General features: G+C 71.0%; 13 protein-coding genes. 10 read left to right on the top strand and 3 right to left on the bottom strand.

Annotated elements, in window-relative coordinates; translation table 11 throughout:
• Window positions 1-195 precede the first annotated feature (195 nt).
• Together uvrA and ACIBCK_RS00880 are read left to right on the top strand one after the other, a co-directional pair.
• Entirely contained in the window at window positions 196-3237 is a 3042-nt protein-coding gene (uvrA, locus tag ACIBCK_RS00885; RefSeq protein WP_399385964.1) for an excinuclease ABC subunit UvrA, read from the top strand.
• Window positions 3238-3368: 131 nt separating this feature from the next.
• Window positions 3369-4133 (top strand): crotonase/enoyl-CoA hydratase family protein, encoded by a 765-nt coding sequence (locus ACIBCK_RS00880; protein WP_399385963.1) that lies wholly within the window; start codon window positions 3369-3371, stop codon window positions 4131-4133.
• A gap of 9 nt (window positions 4134-4142) precedes the next feature.
• Here the strand turns inward: ACIBCK_RS00880 and ACIBCK_RS00875 are convergent, their stop codons facing one another.
• A complete protein-coding gene (locus ACIBCK_RS00875; RefSeq protein ID WP_399385962.1) occupies window positions 4143-4721 on the bottom strand; it encodes a YceI family protein in 579 nt (192 codons plus the stop codon).
• A 102-nt stretch (window positions 4722-4823) separates the two neighbouring features.
• On the opposite strand from ACIBCK_RS00875, the gene ACIBCK_RS00870 reads away from it, so the two are divergent.
• Window positions 4824-5681 (top strand): helix-turn-helix domain-containing protein, encoded by an 858-nt coding sequence (locus ACIBCK_RS00870; RefSeq protein WP_399385961.1) that lies wholly within the window; start codon window positions 4824-4826, stop codon window positions 5679-5681.
• A 115-nt stretch (window positions 5682-5796) separates the two neighbouring features.
• On the opposite strand, the gene ACIBCK_RS00865 is transcribed toward ACIBCK_RS00870, so the two are convergent.
• A complete protein-coding gene (locus ACIBCK_RS00865) occupies window positions 5797-6708 on the bottom strand; it encodes a carbohydrate kinase (protein WP_399385960.1) in 912 nt (303 codons plus the stop codon).
• A gap of 213 nt (window positions 6709-6921) precedes the next feature.
• Here ACIBCK_RS00865 and ACIBCK_RS00860 point away from each other — a divergent pair, with 213 nt between their 5' ends.
• Complete coding sequence (locus tag ACIBCK_RS00860) at window positions 6922-7347, top strand: Rieske (2Fe-2S) protein (RefSeq protein ID WP_399385959.1); 426 nt, start codon at window positions 6922-6924, stop codon at window positions 7345-7347.
• A gap of 59 nt (window positions 7348-7406) precedes the next feature.
• Here the strand turns inward: ACIBCK_RS00860 and ACIBCK_RS00855 are convergent, their stop codons facing one another.
• On the bottom strand, window positions 7407-8354 hold the full coding sequence (locus ACIBCK_RS00855) for a hypothetical protein (RefSeq protein ID WP_399387163.1): 948 nt from the start codon (window positions 8352-8354) through the stop codon (window positions 7407-7409).
• Window positions 8355-8580: 226 nt separating this feature from the next.
• Here ACIBCK_RS00855 and ACIBCK_RS00850 point away from each other — a divergent pair, with 226 nt between their 5' ends.
• From ACIBCK_RS00850 to whiA, 6 genes are all read left to right on the top strand, one after another.
• Window positions 8581-9213, top strand: a complete 633-nt coding sequence (locus ACIBCK_RS00850; protein WP_399385958.1) for a papain-like cysteine protease family protein — start codon at window positions 8581-8583, stop codon at window positions 9211-9213.
• Between the two features lie 5 nt (window positions 9214-9218).
• Window positions 9219-10055 (top strand): hypothetical protein, encoded by an 837-nt coding sequence (locus ACIBCK_RS00845; RefSeq protein WP_399385957.1) that lies wholly within the window; start codon window positions 9219-9221, stop codon window positions 10053-10055.
• A 148-nt stretch (window positions 10056-10203) separates the two neighbouring features.
• Window positions 10204-12333, top strand: a complete 2130-nt coding sequence (gene uvrC / locus ACIBCK_RS00840) for an excinuclease ABC subunit UvrC (protein ID WP_399385956.1) — start codon at window positions 10204-10206, stop codon at window positions 12331-12333.
• Window positions 12330-13265 carry an RNase adapter RapZ gene (gene rapZ, locus ACIBCK_RS00835; protein ID WP_399385955.1) on the top strand — a complete coding sequence of 312 codons (936 nt, stop codon included), beginning with the start codon at window positions 12330-12332 and terminating at the stop codon, window positions 13263-13265. The genes uvrC and rapZ overlap by 4 nt, the downstream gene beginning before the upstream one ends.
• On the top strand, window positions 13262-14269 hold the full coding sequence (gene yvcK / locus ACIBCK_RS00830) for a uridine diphosphate-N-acetylglucosamine-binding protein YvcK (RefSeq protein WP_367040683.1): 1008 nt from the start codon (window positions 13262-13264) through the stop codon (window positions 14267-14269). The genes rapZ and yvcK overlap by 4 nt, the downstream gene beginning before the upstream one ends.
• The gene (gene whiA / locus ACIBCK_RS00825) at window positions 14260-15249 is read left to right on the top strand and encodes a DNA-binding protein WhiA (RefSeq protein WP_399385954.1); all 990 of its coding nucleotides are present in this window, start codon (window positions 14260-14262) and stop codon (window positions 15247-15249) included. The genes yvcK and whiA overlap by 10 nt, the downstream gene beginning before the upstream one ends.
• The last annotated feature ends 1 nt before the right edge of the window (window position 15250 follow it).

Genomic DNA, 15250 nt, shown 5'->3' with positions numbered 1-15250 from the left:
CGGGTGAAGGTCTCGGAGCGGCACCGCTAATCGAATGCACGTGCTATATGGTCGAGTGCGGCATCGGGCATTCTTGGTGGTCCGGGTTTGTTATCAACCAGGGCAACCGCCCCGGCGTTGTCAGTGGCTCGCCCTAGTCTGTGAATGACGGGGGTCCCGCCCCTGTCACTTCTCTCAAGAAAGGTGCGGACCGGCGTGGCCGACCGTCTCATCGTCCGTGGCGCGCGCGAGCACAATCTCAAGAACGTCTCGCTCGACCTCCCGCGCGACTCCCTCATCGTCTTCACCGGGCTCTCCGGGTCGGGCAAGTCCTCGCTCGCGTTCGACACGATCTTCGCCGAGGGCCAGCGGCGTTACGTGGAGTCCCTCTCCTCGTACGCCCGGCAGTTCCTCGGTCAGATGGACAAGCCGGACGTCGACTTCATCGAGGGCCTCTCGCCCGCGGTCTCCATCGACCAGAAGTCGACCTCGCGCAACCCGCGCTCCACGGTCGGCACGATCACCGAGGTCTACGACTACCTCCGCCTGCTCTTCGCGCGCATCGGCAAGCCGCACTGCCCCGAGTGCGGCCGCCCCATCTCCCGGCAGTCGCCGCAGGCCATCGTCGACAAGGTCCTCGAGCTGCCGGAGGGCAGCCGCTTCCAGGTCCTCTCGCCGCTGGTGCGCGAGCGCAAGGGTGAGTTCGTCGACCTCTTCGCCGACCTCCAGACCAAGGGCTACAGCCGCGCCCGGGTCGACGGCGAGACCATCCAGCTCTCCGAGCCGCCCACGCTGAAGAAGCAGGAGAAGCACACCATCGAGGTGGTCATCGACCGCCTCACGGTGAAGGACTCCGCCAAGCGCCGCCTGACCGACTCCGTGGAGACCGCGCTCGGCCTCGCCGGAGGCATGGTCGTACTCGACTTCGTCGACCTCCCCGAGGACGACCCGGAGCGCGAGCGCATGTACTCGGAGCACCTCTACTGCCCGTACGACGACCTGTCCTTCGAGGAGCTGGAGCCCCGCTCCTTCTCCTTCAACTCGCCCTTCGGCGCCTGCCCGGACTGCACCGGCATCGGCACGCGCATGGAGGTCGACCCCGAGCTGATCGTCCCGGACGAGGACAAGTCGCTCGACGAGGGCGCCATCCACCCCTGGTCGCACGGCCACACCAAGGAGTACTTCGGGCGGCTCGTCGGTGCCCTCGCCGACGCCCTCGGCTTCTCCACCGACATGCCCTGGGCCGGACTTCCGCAGCGCGCCAAGAAGGCCCTCCTGAACGGCCACAAGACGCAGATCGAGGTGCGCTACCGCAACCGGTACGGCCGCGAGCGGGTCTACACCACCGCCTTCGAAGGCGCCGTCCCCTTCGTGAAGCGCCGGCACAGCGAGGCCGAGAGCGACGCGAGCCGCGAGCGCTTCGAGGGCTACATGCGCGAGGTGCCCTGCCCCACCTGTGAGGGCACGCGCCTCAAGCCGATCGTCCTGGCCGTCTCGGTCATGGGGAAGTCCATCGCCGAGGTCTCGGCGATGTCCATCAGCGACTGCGCGGACTTCCTCGCCGAGCTGAAGCTGGGCGCCCGCGACAAAAAGATCGCCGAGCGTGTCCTGAAGGAGGTCAACGAACGGCTGCGGTTCCTGGTCGACGTCGGCCTGGACTATCTCTCCCTGAACCGCGCGGCGGGCACCCTCTCCGGCGGCGAGGCCCAGCGCATCCGCCTTGCCACGCAGATCGGCTCGGGCCTCGTCGGCGTCCTGTACGTACTGGACGAGCCATCCATCGGCCTGCACCAGCGCGACAACCACCGCCTGATCGAGACCCTCGTGCGCCTGCGCGACATGGGCAACACGCTCATCGTCGTCGAGCACGACGAGGACACCATCAAGGTCGCCGACTGGGTCGTCGACATCGGCCCCGGCGCGGGCGAGCACGGCGGCAAGGTCGTGCACAGCGGCTCCATGAAGGAGCTGCTGACCAACTCCAAGTCGATCACCGGCCAGTATCTGTCGGGCAAGCGGTCCATCCCGGTGCCGGACATCCGCCGCCCGGCGGACCCCACCCGTCAGCTGACGGTGCACGGCGCCCGGGAGAACAACCTCCAGGACATCGACGTCTCCTTCCCGCTCGGCGTCCTCACCGCCGTCACGGGTGTCTCGGGCTCCGGCAAGTCGACGCTCGTGAACGACATCCTCTACACGCACCTGGCCCGCGAGCTGAACGGCGCCCGGTCCGTCCCCGGACGGCACACGCGCGTGGAGGGCGACGACCTCGTCGACAAGGTCGTGCACGTCGACCAGTCGCCCATCGGCCGCACGCCGCGGTCGAACCCGGCGACGTACACCGGAGTCTTCGACCACGTCCGCAGGCTGTTCGCGGAGACGATGGAGGCGAAGGTCCGTGGCTATCTCCCCGGCCGCTTCTCCTTCAACGTCAAGGGCGGTCGCTGCGAGAACTGCTCCGGTGACGGCACGATCAAGATCGAGATGAACTTCCTCCCGGATGTGTACGTCCCCTGCGAGGTCTGCCACGGGGCGCGCTACAACCGCGAGACGCTGGACGTTCACTACAAGGGCAAGTCCATCGCCCAGGTCCTGGACATGCCGATCGAGGAAGCGCTCGACTTCTTCGAGGCGGTGCCTGCCATCTCCCGCCACCTGCGCACGCTCAACGACGTGGGCCTCGGGTACGTGAGGCTCGGCCAGTCCGCGCCGACGCTCTCCGGCGGTGAGGCCCAGCGTGTGAAGCTGGCCTCCGAGCTCCAGAAGCGCTCGACGGGCCGGACCGTCTACGTCCTGGACGAGCCGACCACCGGTCTGCACTTCGAGGACATCAGCAAGCTGATCTCGGTCCTGTCCGGCCTGGTCGACAAGGGCAACACGGTCATCGTCATCGAGCACAACCTCGATGTCATCAAGACCGCGGACTGGGTCGTCGACATGGGCCCCGAGGGCGGCAACGGCGGCGGTCTTGTCGTCGCCGAGGGCACGCCCGAGGAGGTCGCCGGAATCACGACGAGCCACACGGGCAAGTTCCTGCGGGACATCCTCGCGACGGACCGATTCACTGACGGGGCCTCGCAGGGGCGTAAGCGGGCGGTCTCCTCGGCGGCGAAGAAGTCGACGGCGGCCAAGGCCACGGCCAAGACGGCCACCGCGAAGAAGGCGGCTGCCAAGGCTCCGGTCAAGAAGGCCGCCGCGAAGACAGCCCCGGCCAAGAAGGCCCCGGCCAAGAAGGCCACCAGGGCTCGTAAGGCCTGATGCAGCCGGGCGGAACTGCGGGTCCGCTGTGGCTGAGCGCGCACTTCCCCGCGCCCCTTCGGGGCGACGGCAACGGGCCGCCGGACAAGTTCCCTTGTCCGGCGGCCCGTTCGCGTGTTCGTCTTGGCGGCATGCCCGTACGCAGCGAACGCCAAGGTCCCGTCACCACGATCGTGCTGTCACGGCCCGATGTGCGCAACGCCGTCGACGGGCCCACCGCCCACGCCCTCGCCGACGCGTTCCGCGCCTTCGACGCGGACCCCGACGCGCACGTCGCCGTGCTGTGGGGCGAGGGCGGCACCTTCTGTGCCGGAGCCGACCTCAAGGCCATCGGGACACCGGCAGGGAACGCGGTGACCGAGAAGGGCGACGGGCCCATGGGGCCGACCCGCATGCGCCTGACCAAGCCCGTCATCGCCGCGATCTCCGGACACGCGGTCGCCGGAGGCCTGGAGCTCGCGCTCTGGTGCGATCTGCGGGTCGCCGACGAGGACGCCGTCCTGGGAGTCTTCTGCCGCCGCTGGGGCGTCCCGCTCATCGATGGCGGGACGGTGCGGCTGCCCCGGCTCATCGGCGAGAGCCGGGCCATGGACCTGGTGCTCACCGGTCGCCCCGTCCCCGCGGCGGAGGCGCTCGCGATGGGCCTGGTCAACCGGACCGTACCGCCGGGCACCTCCCGCGCCGCGGCCGAGCGCCTCGCCGCGGAGATCGCGGCGTTCCCGCAGACCTGCCTGCGCAACGACCGGCTCTCCGTACGGGAGCAGAGCGGTCTGACCGAGGAGGACGCGATGGCGGGCGAACTCCGCCACGGCCTGCGGTCCCTCGCCGAGGCGGCGGACGGCGCGGCCAGGTTCGCCGCGGGGGAGGGACGGCACGGCGCGTTCACGGAATCCTGAGACCCGGGCCTACTCCTGGGGCGCGGTGGACTCGGCAGGCTCCAGGAACTGCATGTCCAGCTGGATCTTCACCACGTCGCCGAGCAGTCCGGCGCCGAAGTCGAGACCGTAGTCACTGCGCTTGATCTCCCCAATCGCCTCGAACCCCGCGTGGCGCCTGCTGTCGCCCGGGAACGCCTGGAGCCCGCCGAACTCGACGGCGAGGGTGATGGGCCGCGTGACGTCACCGATGGTCAGTTCGCCCTCCAGGGTCCACTCGTCCTCCTGGCCGAGCACCCGCGTCGAGCGGAACGTCATCGTGGGACGGCGCTCCACGTCGAGGAGGTCCGGCGCGCGGACGTGGGCGTCGCGGTCCTTGTTGCCGGTGTCGATGGACGCCAGGGCGATGGTCGCCGTCACCGATGAGGTCTCTGCGCTCTCGCCTACGAAAAGACCGGCCGTCACCTCCGTAAACCGTCCCCGCACCTTCGAGATCCCGAGGTGGCGGATGGTGAAGTTGACGGCGGAGTGGAACGGGTCGATCTCCCAGCTCCCGGCGGGGAGGGGAAGCGCGGTCGTCGCGGGGGCGGTGCTCGTGTCGGAAGTCATGCCGTCCACCATGCGAGGCCGACGGCACCCGAGGAAGGCCGAGCCGAGACTGGTAGTGACAGGGCCACGATCCGGTCCGGTGGCGGCTGGTACGTTCGGCCGGTGAGCGACAACGAGCTCGGCACCTTCCTGCGCAGCTGCCGTGAAGCGGTCACGCCCGCCGAAGTAGGACTGCCCACCGGCCCCCGGCGCCGCACGCCGGGCCTGCGCCGCTCCGAGGTCGCCACGCTCGCCGGCGTCAGCGTCGAGTACCTCGCCCGCCTCGAACAGGGCCGCGACCGCCACCCGTCCCCGCAGGTGATGGGCGCGCTCGCGGACGCCCTGCGGCTCTCCGTCGAGGAACGCTTCCACCTGCGCCGCCTGGAGAAGGAGACGAGCGGCGACCCCTGCTGCCCGACGGCCGACGCCGCGCCCTCCCGGTCGGTGCGCCCCACTGTGCGGGCGCTCATCGACCGCCTTGAACCCACACCGGCCGTCCTGTTGAACCGGCTCGGCGACATCCTCGCGTACACATCGGGCTACGAGCGGATCGTCGGGCCCATCGGCCTCCTCGACGACGAGCGGCCCAACCTCATCCGGTTCCTGTTCACCGACGAGCGGGCCCGCGCCGCCTACCCCGAGTGGGACCGGGTCGCCGACGAGCAGGTCGCCTCGCTCCGGACCGGGTCCCTGCTCAACGACTCCCATGCCGAGGGATTCGCCGACGAGTTGACGGTCATAGCCGGCGCGCCGTTCGCCGACCGGATGGCGGCGGTGCCGCGGCTGCCCAGCGCCACCGGGATCGAGCACATGACGCACCCGGAGGCCGGAGCGCTACGGCTGTCGTACGAGACGCTGACGCTGCCCGACGCCGACGGCCAGCGCCTGATCGTCCGCCTCCCGGCCGACGAAGCGTCGACGGCAGCACTCGACCGCCTCAACGGCCGCAAGCCGGGGGGTCTGCGTGCGGTGACGGGCTGAGAGCCTCACGTGATCAGCCCGAAGCGGCTCTGCTTTCCGCGTCACGGGCGGCTGTGCCCCGACCGGCACCGTGCCGGACCGCCGGTATCCCAGCAGGTGCGGGGCTCGCCGCCGCTCACCCCAGCTCCTTCGCGTACGGAGGCTCCGCGCCCGTGCGGGAGACGGTGACGGCTGCCGCGCGGGCCGCGAAGCGCAGGACGTCGCTCCAGCTGTCCGCGCCGAGGGAGGCCAGGGACTCCGCTGACAGCGCGTCCCGTGCACAAAGCGCGTGCAGCAGCGCCGCGTTGACCGTGTCGCCCGCGCCGATGGTGTCCACCACGTCGACCCGCTCGCCCGGCACCGACCACTCACCGCCGTCCCGCGTGAAGACGGTGAGGCCCTCGCCGCCGCGCGTGATCACCACCGCTCCGGGGCCGGACGCGAGCCACTCGCGCGGCGTGCCACCGAGCCAACTCGCGTCGTCCTCCGAGAGCTTGAGCAGTGAGATCGACGGCAGCCAGCTCCTGAACCGGGCCCGGTAGGCGTCGGCGTCCGGAATCAGGCCCGCCCGGATGTTGGGATCGAGCACCGTGCAGACACCCTGTGCCGCTGCCCGTCGCATCAGCTCCTCGTACGCGCTCGCGCCCGGTTCCAGGACGAGCGAGCACGTGCCGAACGACATGGCCCGTACGTCGTCGGGCAGCCGCTCCGGGGCCGTGAAGAGCCGGTCCGCCGTGCCCTCGACGTAGAAGGAGTAACCGGCGGAGCCGTCCGCGCCGATCGAGGCGACCGCGAGCGTCGTCGGCTCGGCGCCCCGCTGGACGTACGACACGTCGACATCCGCGGCGCGCAGTCCGGCGACCAGCGCGTCACCGAACGCGTCCGTCGAGACACGGGACCAGAAGGCCGCGGGAGAGCCGAGACGGCCGAGGGCCACCGCGGTGTTGTACGGACCGCCGCCGAGCCGAGGGGCGAGCGCGGGCAGCCCGGCGTCGGCGGGGCCCTGCGGTACGAGGTCGATCAGGGCCTCTCCTGCGACGACTATCACGGGCGGTTCCTCTCGGCTCTGCGGTCGCGGCTCTGCGGGCGGCTCCGCGGCCATGGCTGGTCGTGCTCCCGGCTCTGGCCACAGGCTAGGGCTTCCCGGTGGCCTGGGCCCGGTACGGGCGGCACTCGGGCACGGCCGCGCCCAACACGGGCGAGCGGCCTCCCGCCGGTATGGTCTGATCCGTCACTGAAGCGACTGACCTGTGGAGATTCCATGCCCGGCACGCCGCCCCCCGCCCGCCGTACCGTGCTGCGCGCCGCTGCCCTCGCCCCGGCCGCCGGGCTGGGGATCACGGCCTGCTCCTCCGGTGGCGGCGACGGTGGCGGCACCAACCGGTCTGCGCCGACCGCGCCCGTGGACCTCGGCACGTCCGACGACGTGAAGGTCGGCGCATCGAAGCTCTACACCGGCGAGAACGTCGTCGTGAGCCGCATCTCGGACGACGAGTACAAGGCGTTCAGCACAATCTGCACGCACGAGAAATGCCCCATCAACAAGCTGGAGGGGCACAAGCTCATCTGCCCCTGTCACGGCAGCCAGTTCGACGCCACGAACGGCAAGGTGCTGCACGCGCCCGCCACCAGGCCGCTGGAGGAGCTGCCGGTGAAGGTGGAGGACGGGAAGATCGTCGCGGGCTGAGGGGCTGAGGGGCTGAGCGCCGACGCGACCCTTCACTGCACATTCCCCTTCCGGACGCGTCACTCCCAGTCCCACGCGATCCCCAGGATTCCCGCCCGCACCTGAGGTTCCACGAGGTGCACCGTGCGATGGCTGCCGCTCAGCGTCAGCTCCTGGCGCCCGCCGCGCGGCGCGGCGGCCGAATGCTGGGTGAAGCGGTGGCAGCGTACGGGCAGGGCCTCTTCGTCGAAACGCACCTGGAGCGCGTACTGCCCGCCCGCGAAGCTGAAGCCGCGGAAGTACTCGGTGGCCGGCCCCGCCGTGCCGTCCTCGAAGCCGTAGCGGAACAGATGCGTGTCGCCGGCGCGCAGCCGCGCGTCGAAGAGCAGCTCGGCGACGAGCACCCCCGTCTCCCGATGCCACCGCACGCGTCCCGTGCGGCAGTTCTCCAGGGCATGCACGCCGATGCGTTCCGGTGCGCAGCCGGGGTCGCCGTGGTAGATCGCGAGGTAGCGGTCCACGGCGTCCCGGTGGGCGCGCACGGCGTGCTGCGAGTCGCGGCCGAGCAGCTCGCGACGGCCGCCGATGCGCACCCGCTCGTGGTGGCCGATGGTGTGCAGACCGCCGTCGAGCGGCGACCCGAGCTCGGTGATCAGCTCATGGACGACGTCGGACGCGTCGAGGAGCGAGCGGTAGGTGCGGGCGGCCGGGCGTTCGCAGTCCGGGTGGCCGGAGGGCTTGGCGAGCAGCCGGATCAGTGACTCCTCGGGGAGTTCGAGGATCTCCTCCAGGGCGCGCACGGCGCGGAGCGATTCGGTGCGCTGGGGGCGCCGCGCGCCCTGCTGCCAGTAACTCAGGCTCGTCACACCGACGTTGACGCCCTGGCGCGCGAGGTGATGCCGCACGCGTTGCAGGGGCAGGCGGCGTGCGGCGATCGCGGCCCGCAGCGCCACGTGAAAGGGACCGGTGCGCAGGGCGGCCTCCAGGTCCGCAGGCGCGCCGTCCGCGAGCTGTGTGCCGTGCCGCATCGCAAGGCCCTTCTGTGAACGTTCACATCGGCCGTCCGGGCGTACGCGCCGGTCGGGGCGGGCCACCAGGTGGGCGTACGAGGGGTGTTCACATCCGTACGCCGACATTCACGGCCCAAGTAATCCCGCATTGAACCTTGTTGACCTGCACCCGACAACACTCGATGCTCAATCGCAGCGTCCGGACGCGCTCCTCCACCACCCCACCCCCCTCGGGAGGAACGCGATGCGCCATGGAACCAGCAGGTACGGCGGACGCAGACGGTTGTCCGCGCTCGCTCTCGTGGCGGCGGCCCTGGTCGCCGCGCCGGCGGCCACCGCTACCGCCACGGCCGCTCCGGCCACTGCGACGGCCGCCTCCGACGGCCCGTCCGCTCTCGCCGCCAAGCGGCTGAACATCACGATGCAGGCGCAGGAGAAGACCAACTGGTGCTGGGCCGCGGGCGGGAACACGATCGCCGCGTTCTACGGCAAGAGGTACAGCCAGAACCAGTTCTGCAACGCCGCCTTCGGACGCGGCCAGAACACCGAGTGCCCCAACTCGCAGGCCACGCTCGGCGACGTGCAGAACGGTCTGGACTGGGCGGGCATCAACGCCGGTTCGTACGTGAACGGGTGGCTGCGCTATCCGACCGTGCAGGCCGAGATCAACGCGGGCCGCCCGGTCGAGACGCGCATCCAGTGGTCCAACGGCGGCGGCCACATGCACGTCCTCTACGGGTACGACGACGCGAGCAGCTGGGTCTACTGGGGCGACCCGTGGCCCTCCAGCGGTCGCTACAACTGGGCCTCGCACAGCTGGTACGTCAACAACAACACCTTCTCCTGGACCCACTCGCTGTACCGGATCGGGGCGTGAGCGCGATGAACCGTCACCTTTCCCGTCCTGTGCTGAGGGCCGTGCTCGCCGGCTCGGCGGCCACCCTGCTCCTCGGCCTCGCGGCGCCGTCCGCCGGCGCGGACTCCGGTCCTTCGGACGCCTCCCGGGAGGCTGCTCACGACGCCGCGAGCGCTCCCGAGACCCTCGACACGCTCTCCCGCTTCTTCGCGCGGGAAGGGGCGGTCACCAAGGCCGCGGCGGACCCGCGTGTGCAGGGCTCCGATGCCGTTCCCGTGCGCTACCTCTCCCCGGAGTTCGTCGCCGGGGAGAAGGGCGCGCCGGTCGCCCGCGTGGAGTTCCTCGCCAGCAAGGCGGTCTCGTCGGACGGGCAGGAGGCCTCCCTGTGGACCGTACGGCAGGGCGGGTCCTGGCAGGTGGTGAACATCGCCACCGGGGACGACGAGACGCACTACGCGCGCGTGGGCGCCGACAAGCTCCCCGGGGGCACCGTTTTCCACGAGCCGCAGATCAATGCCTGGTACGTGGCGGGGCGGGGGCGGGTGCTGCCGCTCGACGCGGACGCGGTGCGTGCCGTGGGCGCGGGCGGGGTTCCGGTCACCGCCTATCAGAAGCGCGTGCACGCTGCGTACGCCGACAAGCTGCCGGGGTCTTCGTACGCGAAGTCCGGCGAGGCGGGGGGCTTCGCCCCGAAGGAGCGGACCCCTGGGCCTCCGGCGGCTCCGGCTCCGGCTGCTCCGGCCGCGGCTTCGGCTGAGGGACCCGTCACGGTCGCCTCCTCCGTAGCCGGAGCGGGAGCCCTGGCCGCCCTCGGCCTCACCGGGGCGGCTGTCCTGCGCCGCCGCACCCGGCAGCACGGCTGACCCGCCCCCGGCCTCCGGCCGGGAGCTCCCCCACCCACCCGCCCCTCGGGGCGGGTGGGCTCAAGGGATGGGAAGTGGCCACCTCCGGGCATGCCGGCCACACCCCTCCGAGCCCTGACTGTCAGCCCCCGCCAGTAGGGTGTGGAGCATGGCAGACCCCTCCAGCTACCGCCCCAAGCCGGGACAGATCCCCGACTCGCCGGGGGTCTATCGGTTCCGCGACGAACACCGCCGGGTGATCTACGTAGGCAAGGCGAAGAGCCTGCGTCAGCGCCTGAACAGTTACTTCCAGGACCTCGCCAATCTGCATCCGCGTACGGCCACGATGGTGACGACCGCCGCGTCCGTCGAGTGGACGGTGGTCTCCACCGAGGTCGAGGCCTTGCAGCTGGAGTACTCCTGGATCAAGGAGTTCGACCCCCGGTTCAACGTCAAGTACCGCGACGACAAGAGCTATCCGTACCTCGCGGTGACGATGAACGAGGAGTTCCCGCGGGTTCAGGTGATGCGCGGCCACAAGAAGAAGGGCGTCCGTTACTTCGGGCCCTACGGCCACGCGTGGGCGATCCGCGACACCGTGGACCTCCTCCTTCGGGTCTTCCCCGTCCGCACCTGCTCGGCCGGGGTCTTCAAGAACGCCGAGCGCACCGGCCGCCCCTGCCTCCTCGGCTACATCGGCAAGTGCGCCGCGCCCTGCGTGGAGCGCGTCTCCCCGCAGGAGCACCGCGAACTGGCGGAGGACTTCTGCGAGTTCATGGCGGGCCGCACGGGCGCGTACATCCGCCGCGTCGAGCGGCAGATGGCGGACGCCGCCGAGGACATGGAGTACGAGAAGGCGGCCCGTCTTCGCGACGACGTCGGGGCCCTGAAGAAGGCCATGGAGAAGAGCGCCGTCGTCCTCGCCGACGCCACGGACGCCGACCTCATCGCGCTGGCCGAGGACGAGCTGGAGGCGGCCGTCCAGATCTTCCACGTCCGCGGTGGCCGCGTGCGCGGTCAGCGCGGCTGGGTCACCGACAAGGTCGAGGCGGTCACCAGCGGCGACCTCGTCGAGCACGCCCTCCAGCAGCTGTACGGGGAGGAGAGCGGCGACTCCGTACCGAAGGAAGTCCTCGTGCCCGCGCTGCCCGACCCCATAGAGCCCGTCCAGGAGTGGCTCACCGAGCGCCGCGGTTCGAACGTCTCGCTGCGCATCCCGCAGCGCGGCGACAAGAAGGCGCTCATGGAGACCGTGGCGCGCAATGCCCAGCAGTCGCTCGTGCTGCACAAGACCAAGCGCGCCTCCGACCTGACCACCCGCTCCCGCGCCCTGGAGGAGATCGCCGAGGCGCTCGAACTGGACAGCGCCCCCCTGCGCATCGAGTGCTACGACATCTCGCATCTGCAGGGTGACGACGTCGTGGCCTCGATGGTCGTCTTCGAGGACGGCCTCGCACGCAAGAGCGAGTACAGGCGCTTCCAGATCAAGGGCTTCGAGGGCCAGGACGACGTCCGCTCGATGCACGAGGTGCTCACGCGCCGCTTCAGGCGCTACCTCGCCGACAAGGAGAAGACGGGGGAGTGGGACCCGGACGAGTCCGGCGAGATCCCCGCCGGCAACGGCAACGGCAACGGCAACGGCGACGCGAACAGCCTCACTGAGGAGGACGGCCGCCCCAAGCGTTTCGCCTACCCGCCCCAGCTCGTCGTGGTCGACGGCGGCCGGCCGCAGGTCGCGGCGGCTCAGCGCGCCCTCGACGAGCTCGGCATCGACGACATCGCGGTGTGCGGCCTCGCCAAGCGCCTCGAAGAGGTCTGGGTGCCGGGCGACGACGACCCGGTGATCCTGCCGCGCACCAGCGAGGGCCTGTACCTTCTCCAGCGGGTACGCGACGAGGCGCACCGTTTCGCGATCACGTATCAGCGCGCCAAGCGGGCCAAGCGCTTCAAGGCCGGGCCCTTGGACGCCGTGCCGGGCCTCGGCGACGCCCGCAAGCAGGCGCTGATCAAGCACTTCGGTTCGGTGAAGCGGCTGCGATCCGCGACAATCGACCAGATCTGCGAGATTCCGGGCATAGGCCGCAAGACGGCCGAGGTGATCGTGGCGGCTCTCGCCGGAGCGGTTCCGGCCGGTCCCGCCGTGAACACGGCGACCGGAGAGATCATTGAGGACGAGGAGCCCGCGGACGCGGGAACCTCCGGCGACAACGAGGAGCCCGCAGGCGCGGGACCCTCCAGCGACGACGAGGAGCCCGTGACCGCGGGCACCTCAGAAGAACGACGGGGGCAGGAGACATGACCGAGCACGACGAAGGCGGCGAGCAAGTGAGTACGGGCAGCACCATCACGCCGGGTGAGGCCGCCGAGACGGCGATCCCCGAGCTGGTGATCATCTCCGGCATGTCGGGAGCCGGACGCAGCACCGCGGCGAAGTGTCTGGAGGACCTCGGCTGGTTCGTCGTCGACAACCTGCCGCCCGCGCTGATCCCCACCATGGTGGAGCTCGGCGCCCGCTCGCAGGGGAACGTCGCCCGCATCGCGGTCGTCGTCGACGTGCGAGGCCGCCGCTTCTTCGACAATCTGCGCCAGTCCCTCGCGGACCTGGAGGCCAAGCAGGTCACCCGGCGGATCGTCTTCCTGGAGTCCTCGGACGACGCCCTGGTGCGCCGCTTCGAGTCGGTCCGCCGCCCGCACCCGCTGCAGGGCGACGGCCGCATCGTCGACGGCATCGCGGCCGAGCGCGAGCTCCTGCGCGAGCTGCGCGGCGACGCCGACCTGGTGATCGACACCTCCAGCCTGAACGTGCACGAGCTGCGCGCCAAGATGGACGCCCAGTTCGCGGGCGACGAGGAGCCCGAGCTGCGGGCCACGGTCATGTCGTTCGGCTACAAGTACGGCCTGCCGGTCGACGCCGACCTCGTCGTGGACTGCCGCTTCCTGCCCAATCCGCACTGGGTGCCGGAGCTGCGGCCCTTCACGGGGCTCAACGAGGAGGTCTCCGGTTACGTCTTCAACCAGCCGGGCGCCAAGGAGTTCCTCGACCGGTACGCCGAGCTGCTCCAGCTGATCGCCGCGGGATACCGCCGCGAGGGCAAGCGTTACGTGACGATCGCGGTCGGCTGTACGGGCGGCAAGCACCGCTCCGTCGCCATGTCGGAGAAGCTCGCGGCGCGCCTCGTGTCCGAGGGCGTCGAGACCGTCCTCGTCCACCGGGACATGGGGCGAGAGTGAAGTCCTCCCTGCGGCTGAACCGTCTGGGCCGCAAGCGGGGCACTCAGCCCAAGGTCGTGGCGCTCGGCGGCGGGATGGGCCTGTCCGCCTCGCTCGCCGGTCTTCGCCGCATCACCGGTGACCTCACCGCCGTGGTCACCGTCGCCGACGACGGCGGCTCCAGCGGGCGGCTCCGCGACGAACTGGGCGTCCTGCCGCCGGGCGACCTGCGCAAGGCGCTCGCCGCGCTGTGCGGGGACGACGACTGGGGCCAGACCTGGGCCCGCGTCATCCAGCACCGCTTCCAGTCCAAGGGCGACCTGCACGAGCACGCGGTCGGCAATCTGCTGATCGTCGCCCTGTGGGAGCAGCTCGGCGACCACGTCCAGGCTCTCGACCTGGTCGGCAAGCTGCTCGGCGCGCACGGCCGGGTCCTTCCCATGTCGGCGGTGCCGCTGGAGCTCCAGGCCCTGGTCAAGGGGCACGACCCGCAGCGCCCGGACGAGGTGGACACGGTCCGCGGGCAGGCCACGGTGGCGCTCACCCCCGGCGAGGTGCAGTCCGTGCACGTGGTCCCGCACGACCCGCCGGCCGTCCCCGAAGCGGTCGCCGCCGTGCTCGACGCGGACTGGGTGGTGCTCGGCCCCGGCTCATGGTTCTCCTCGGTGATCCCCCATCTGCTGGTGCCCGAACTGCTCGACGCGCTCATCGAGACGAAGGCCCGCAGGGTGCTCTCGCTCAACCTCGCGCCCCAACCCGGTGAAACCGATGGGTTCTCTCCGCAGCGTCATTTGGAGGTTTTGGCCCGACACGCCCCTAAACTCGCCCTGGACGTGGTGCTGGCCGACGACGCCGCCGTGCCCGACCGTGAGTCACTCACCGATGCCGCCAAGCGGCTCGGCGCCACGGTCGAGCTGGCGCCGGTGGCCAGGCACGATGGCACTCCGAGGCACGATCCGGAGCTCCTGGCCACCGCGTACGACCGTATTTTTCGGATGCATGGAAGGATCGGCCCATGGCGATGACGGCAGCGGTGAAGGACGAGATCTCCCGGCTTCCCGTCACCCGGACCTGCTGCAGGAAAGCAGAGGTCTCGGCCATCCTGCGGTTCGCGGGCGGCCTTCACCTGGTGAGTGGCCGCATCGTGATCGAGGCGGAGCTGGACACGGCGATGGCCGCGCGACGGCTGAAGCGGGACATTCTTGAGATCTTCGGGCACAGCTCGGAGCTGATCGTGATGGCGCCCGGCGGGCTGCGGCGCGGCTCGCGTTACGTCGTACGGGTGGTCGCGGGCGGTGATCAGCTGGCCCGGCAGACGGGTCTGGTGGACGGCCGGGGACGCCCCATCAGAGGGCTGCCGCCACAGGTGGTCTCGGGGGCCACCTGTGACGCCGAGGCCGCGTGGCGCGGGGCGTTCCTCGCGCACGGCTCACTGACCGAGCCGGGGCGCTCGTCGTCCCTGGAGGTGACCTGCCCCGGTCCGGAGGCCGCGCTCGCCCTGGTCGGCGCCGCGCGCAGGCTCCAGATCGCGGCCAAGGCCCGTGAGGTGCGCGGCGTGGACCGCGTGGTCGTCAGGGACGGCGACGCGATCGGCGCCCTGCTGACCCGGCTCGGTGCCCACGAGTCGGTGCTCGCCTGGGAGGAGCGGCGGATGCGCCGCGAGGTGCGCGCCACCGCCAACCGCCTGGCCAACTTCGACGACGCCAACCTGCGCCGCTCGGCCCGCGCGGCCGTCGCCGCGGGCGCCCGTGTGCAGCGCGCCCTGGAGATCCTCGGCGACGAGGTCCCCGAGCACCTCGCGGCGGCCGGACGGCTGCGCATGGAGCACAAGCAGGCCTCCCTTGAGGAGCTCGGCGCGCTCGCCGACCCGGCGCTGACGAAGGACGCGGTCGCGGGCCGCATCCGCCGGCTGCTCGCCATGGCGGACAAGCGGGCGCAGGACATGGGGATTCCGGGTACGGAGTCCAATCTGAGCGAGGAGCTCGCCGACAACATGGCGGTCTGAC

The sequence above is a fragment of the Streptomyces sp. NPDC051218 genome (assembly GCF_044455475.1).
Taxonomy (GTDB): Bacteria; Actinomycetota; Actinomycetes; order Streptomycetales; family Streptomycetaceae; genus Streptomyces.
Note: the sequence above shows the minus strand (reverse complement) of the source record. Positions and strands in the feature narration are given on the sequence as shown.

What these genes read in the sequence shown, in the direction of transcription:
- ACIBCK_RS00880 (WP_399385963.1), top strand. Translation starts at nt 3,369, where the DNA reads ATGCCCGTACGCAGCGAACGCCAAGGTCCCGTCACCACGATCGTGCTG.
- ACIBCK_RS00875 (WP_399385962.1), bottom strand. Translation starts at nt 4,721, where the DNA reads ATGACTTCCGACACGAGCACCGCCCCCGCGACGACCGCGCTTCCCCTC.
- ACIBCK_RS00860 (WP_399385959.1), top strand. Translation starts at nt 6,922, where the DNA reads ATGCCCGGCACGCCGCCCCCCGCCCGCCGTACCGTGCTGCGCGCCGCT.
- ACIBCK_RS00855 (WP_399387163.1), bottom strand. Translation starts at nt 8,354, where the DNA reads ATGCGGCACGGCACACAGCTCGCGGACGGCGCGCCTGCGGACCTGGAG.
- ACIBCK_RS00850 (WP_399385958.1), top strand. Translation starts at nt 8,581, where the DNA reads ATGCGCCATGGAACCAGCAGGTACGGCGGACGCAGACGGTTGTCCGCG.
- ACIBCK_RS00845 (WP_399385957.1), top strand. Translation starts at nt 9,219, where the DNA reads ATGAACCGTCACCTTTCCCGTCCTGTGCTGAGGGCCGTGCTCGCCGGC.
- uvrC (WP_399385956.1), top strand. Translation starts at nt 10,204, where the DNA reads ATGGCAGACCCCTCCAGCTACCGCCCCAAGCCGGGACAGATCCCCGAC.
- rapZ (WP_399385955.1), top strand. Translation starts at nt 12,330, where the DNA reads ATGACCGAGCACGACGAAGGCGGCGAGCAAGTGAGTACGGGCAGCACC.
- whiA (WP_399385954.1), top strand. Translation starts at nt 14,260, where the DNA reads ATGGCGATGACGGCAGCGGTGAAGGACGAGATCTCCCGGCTTCCCGTC.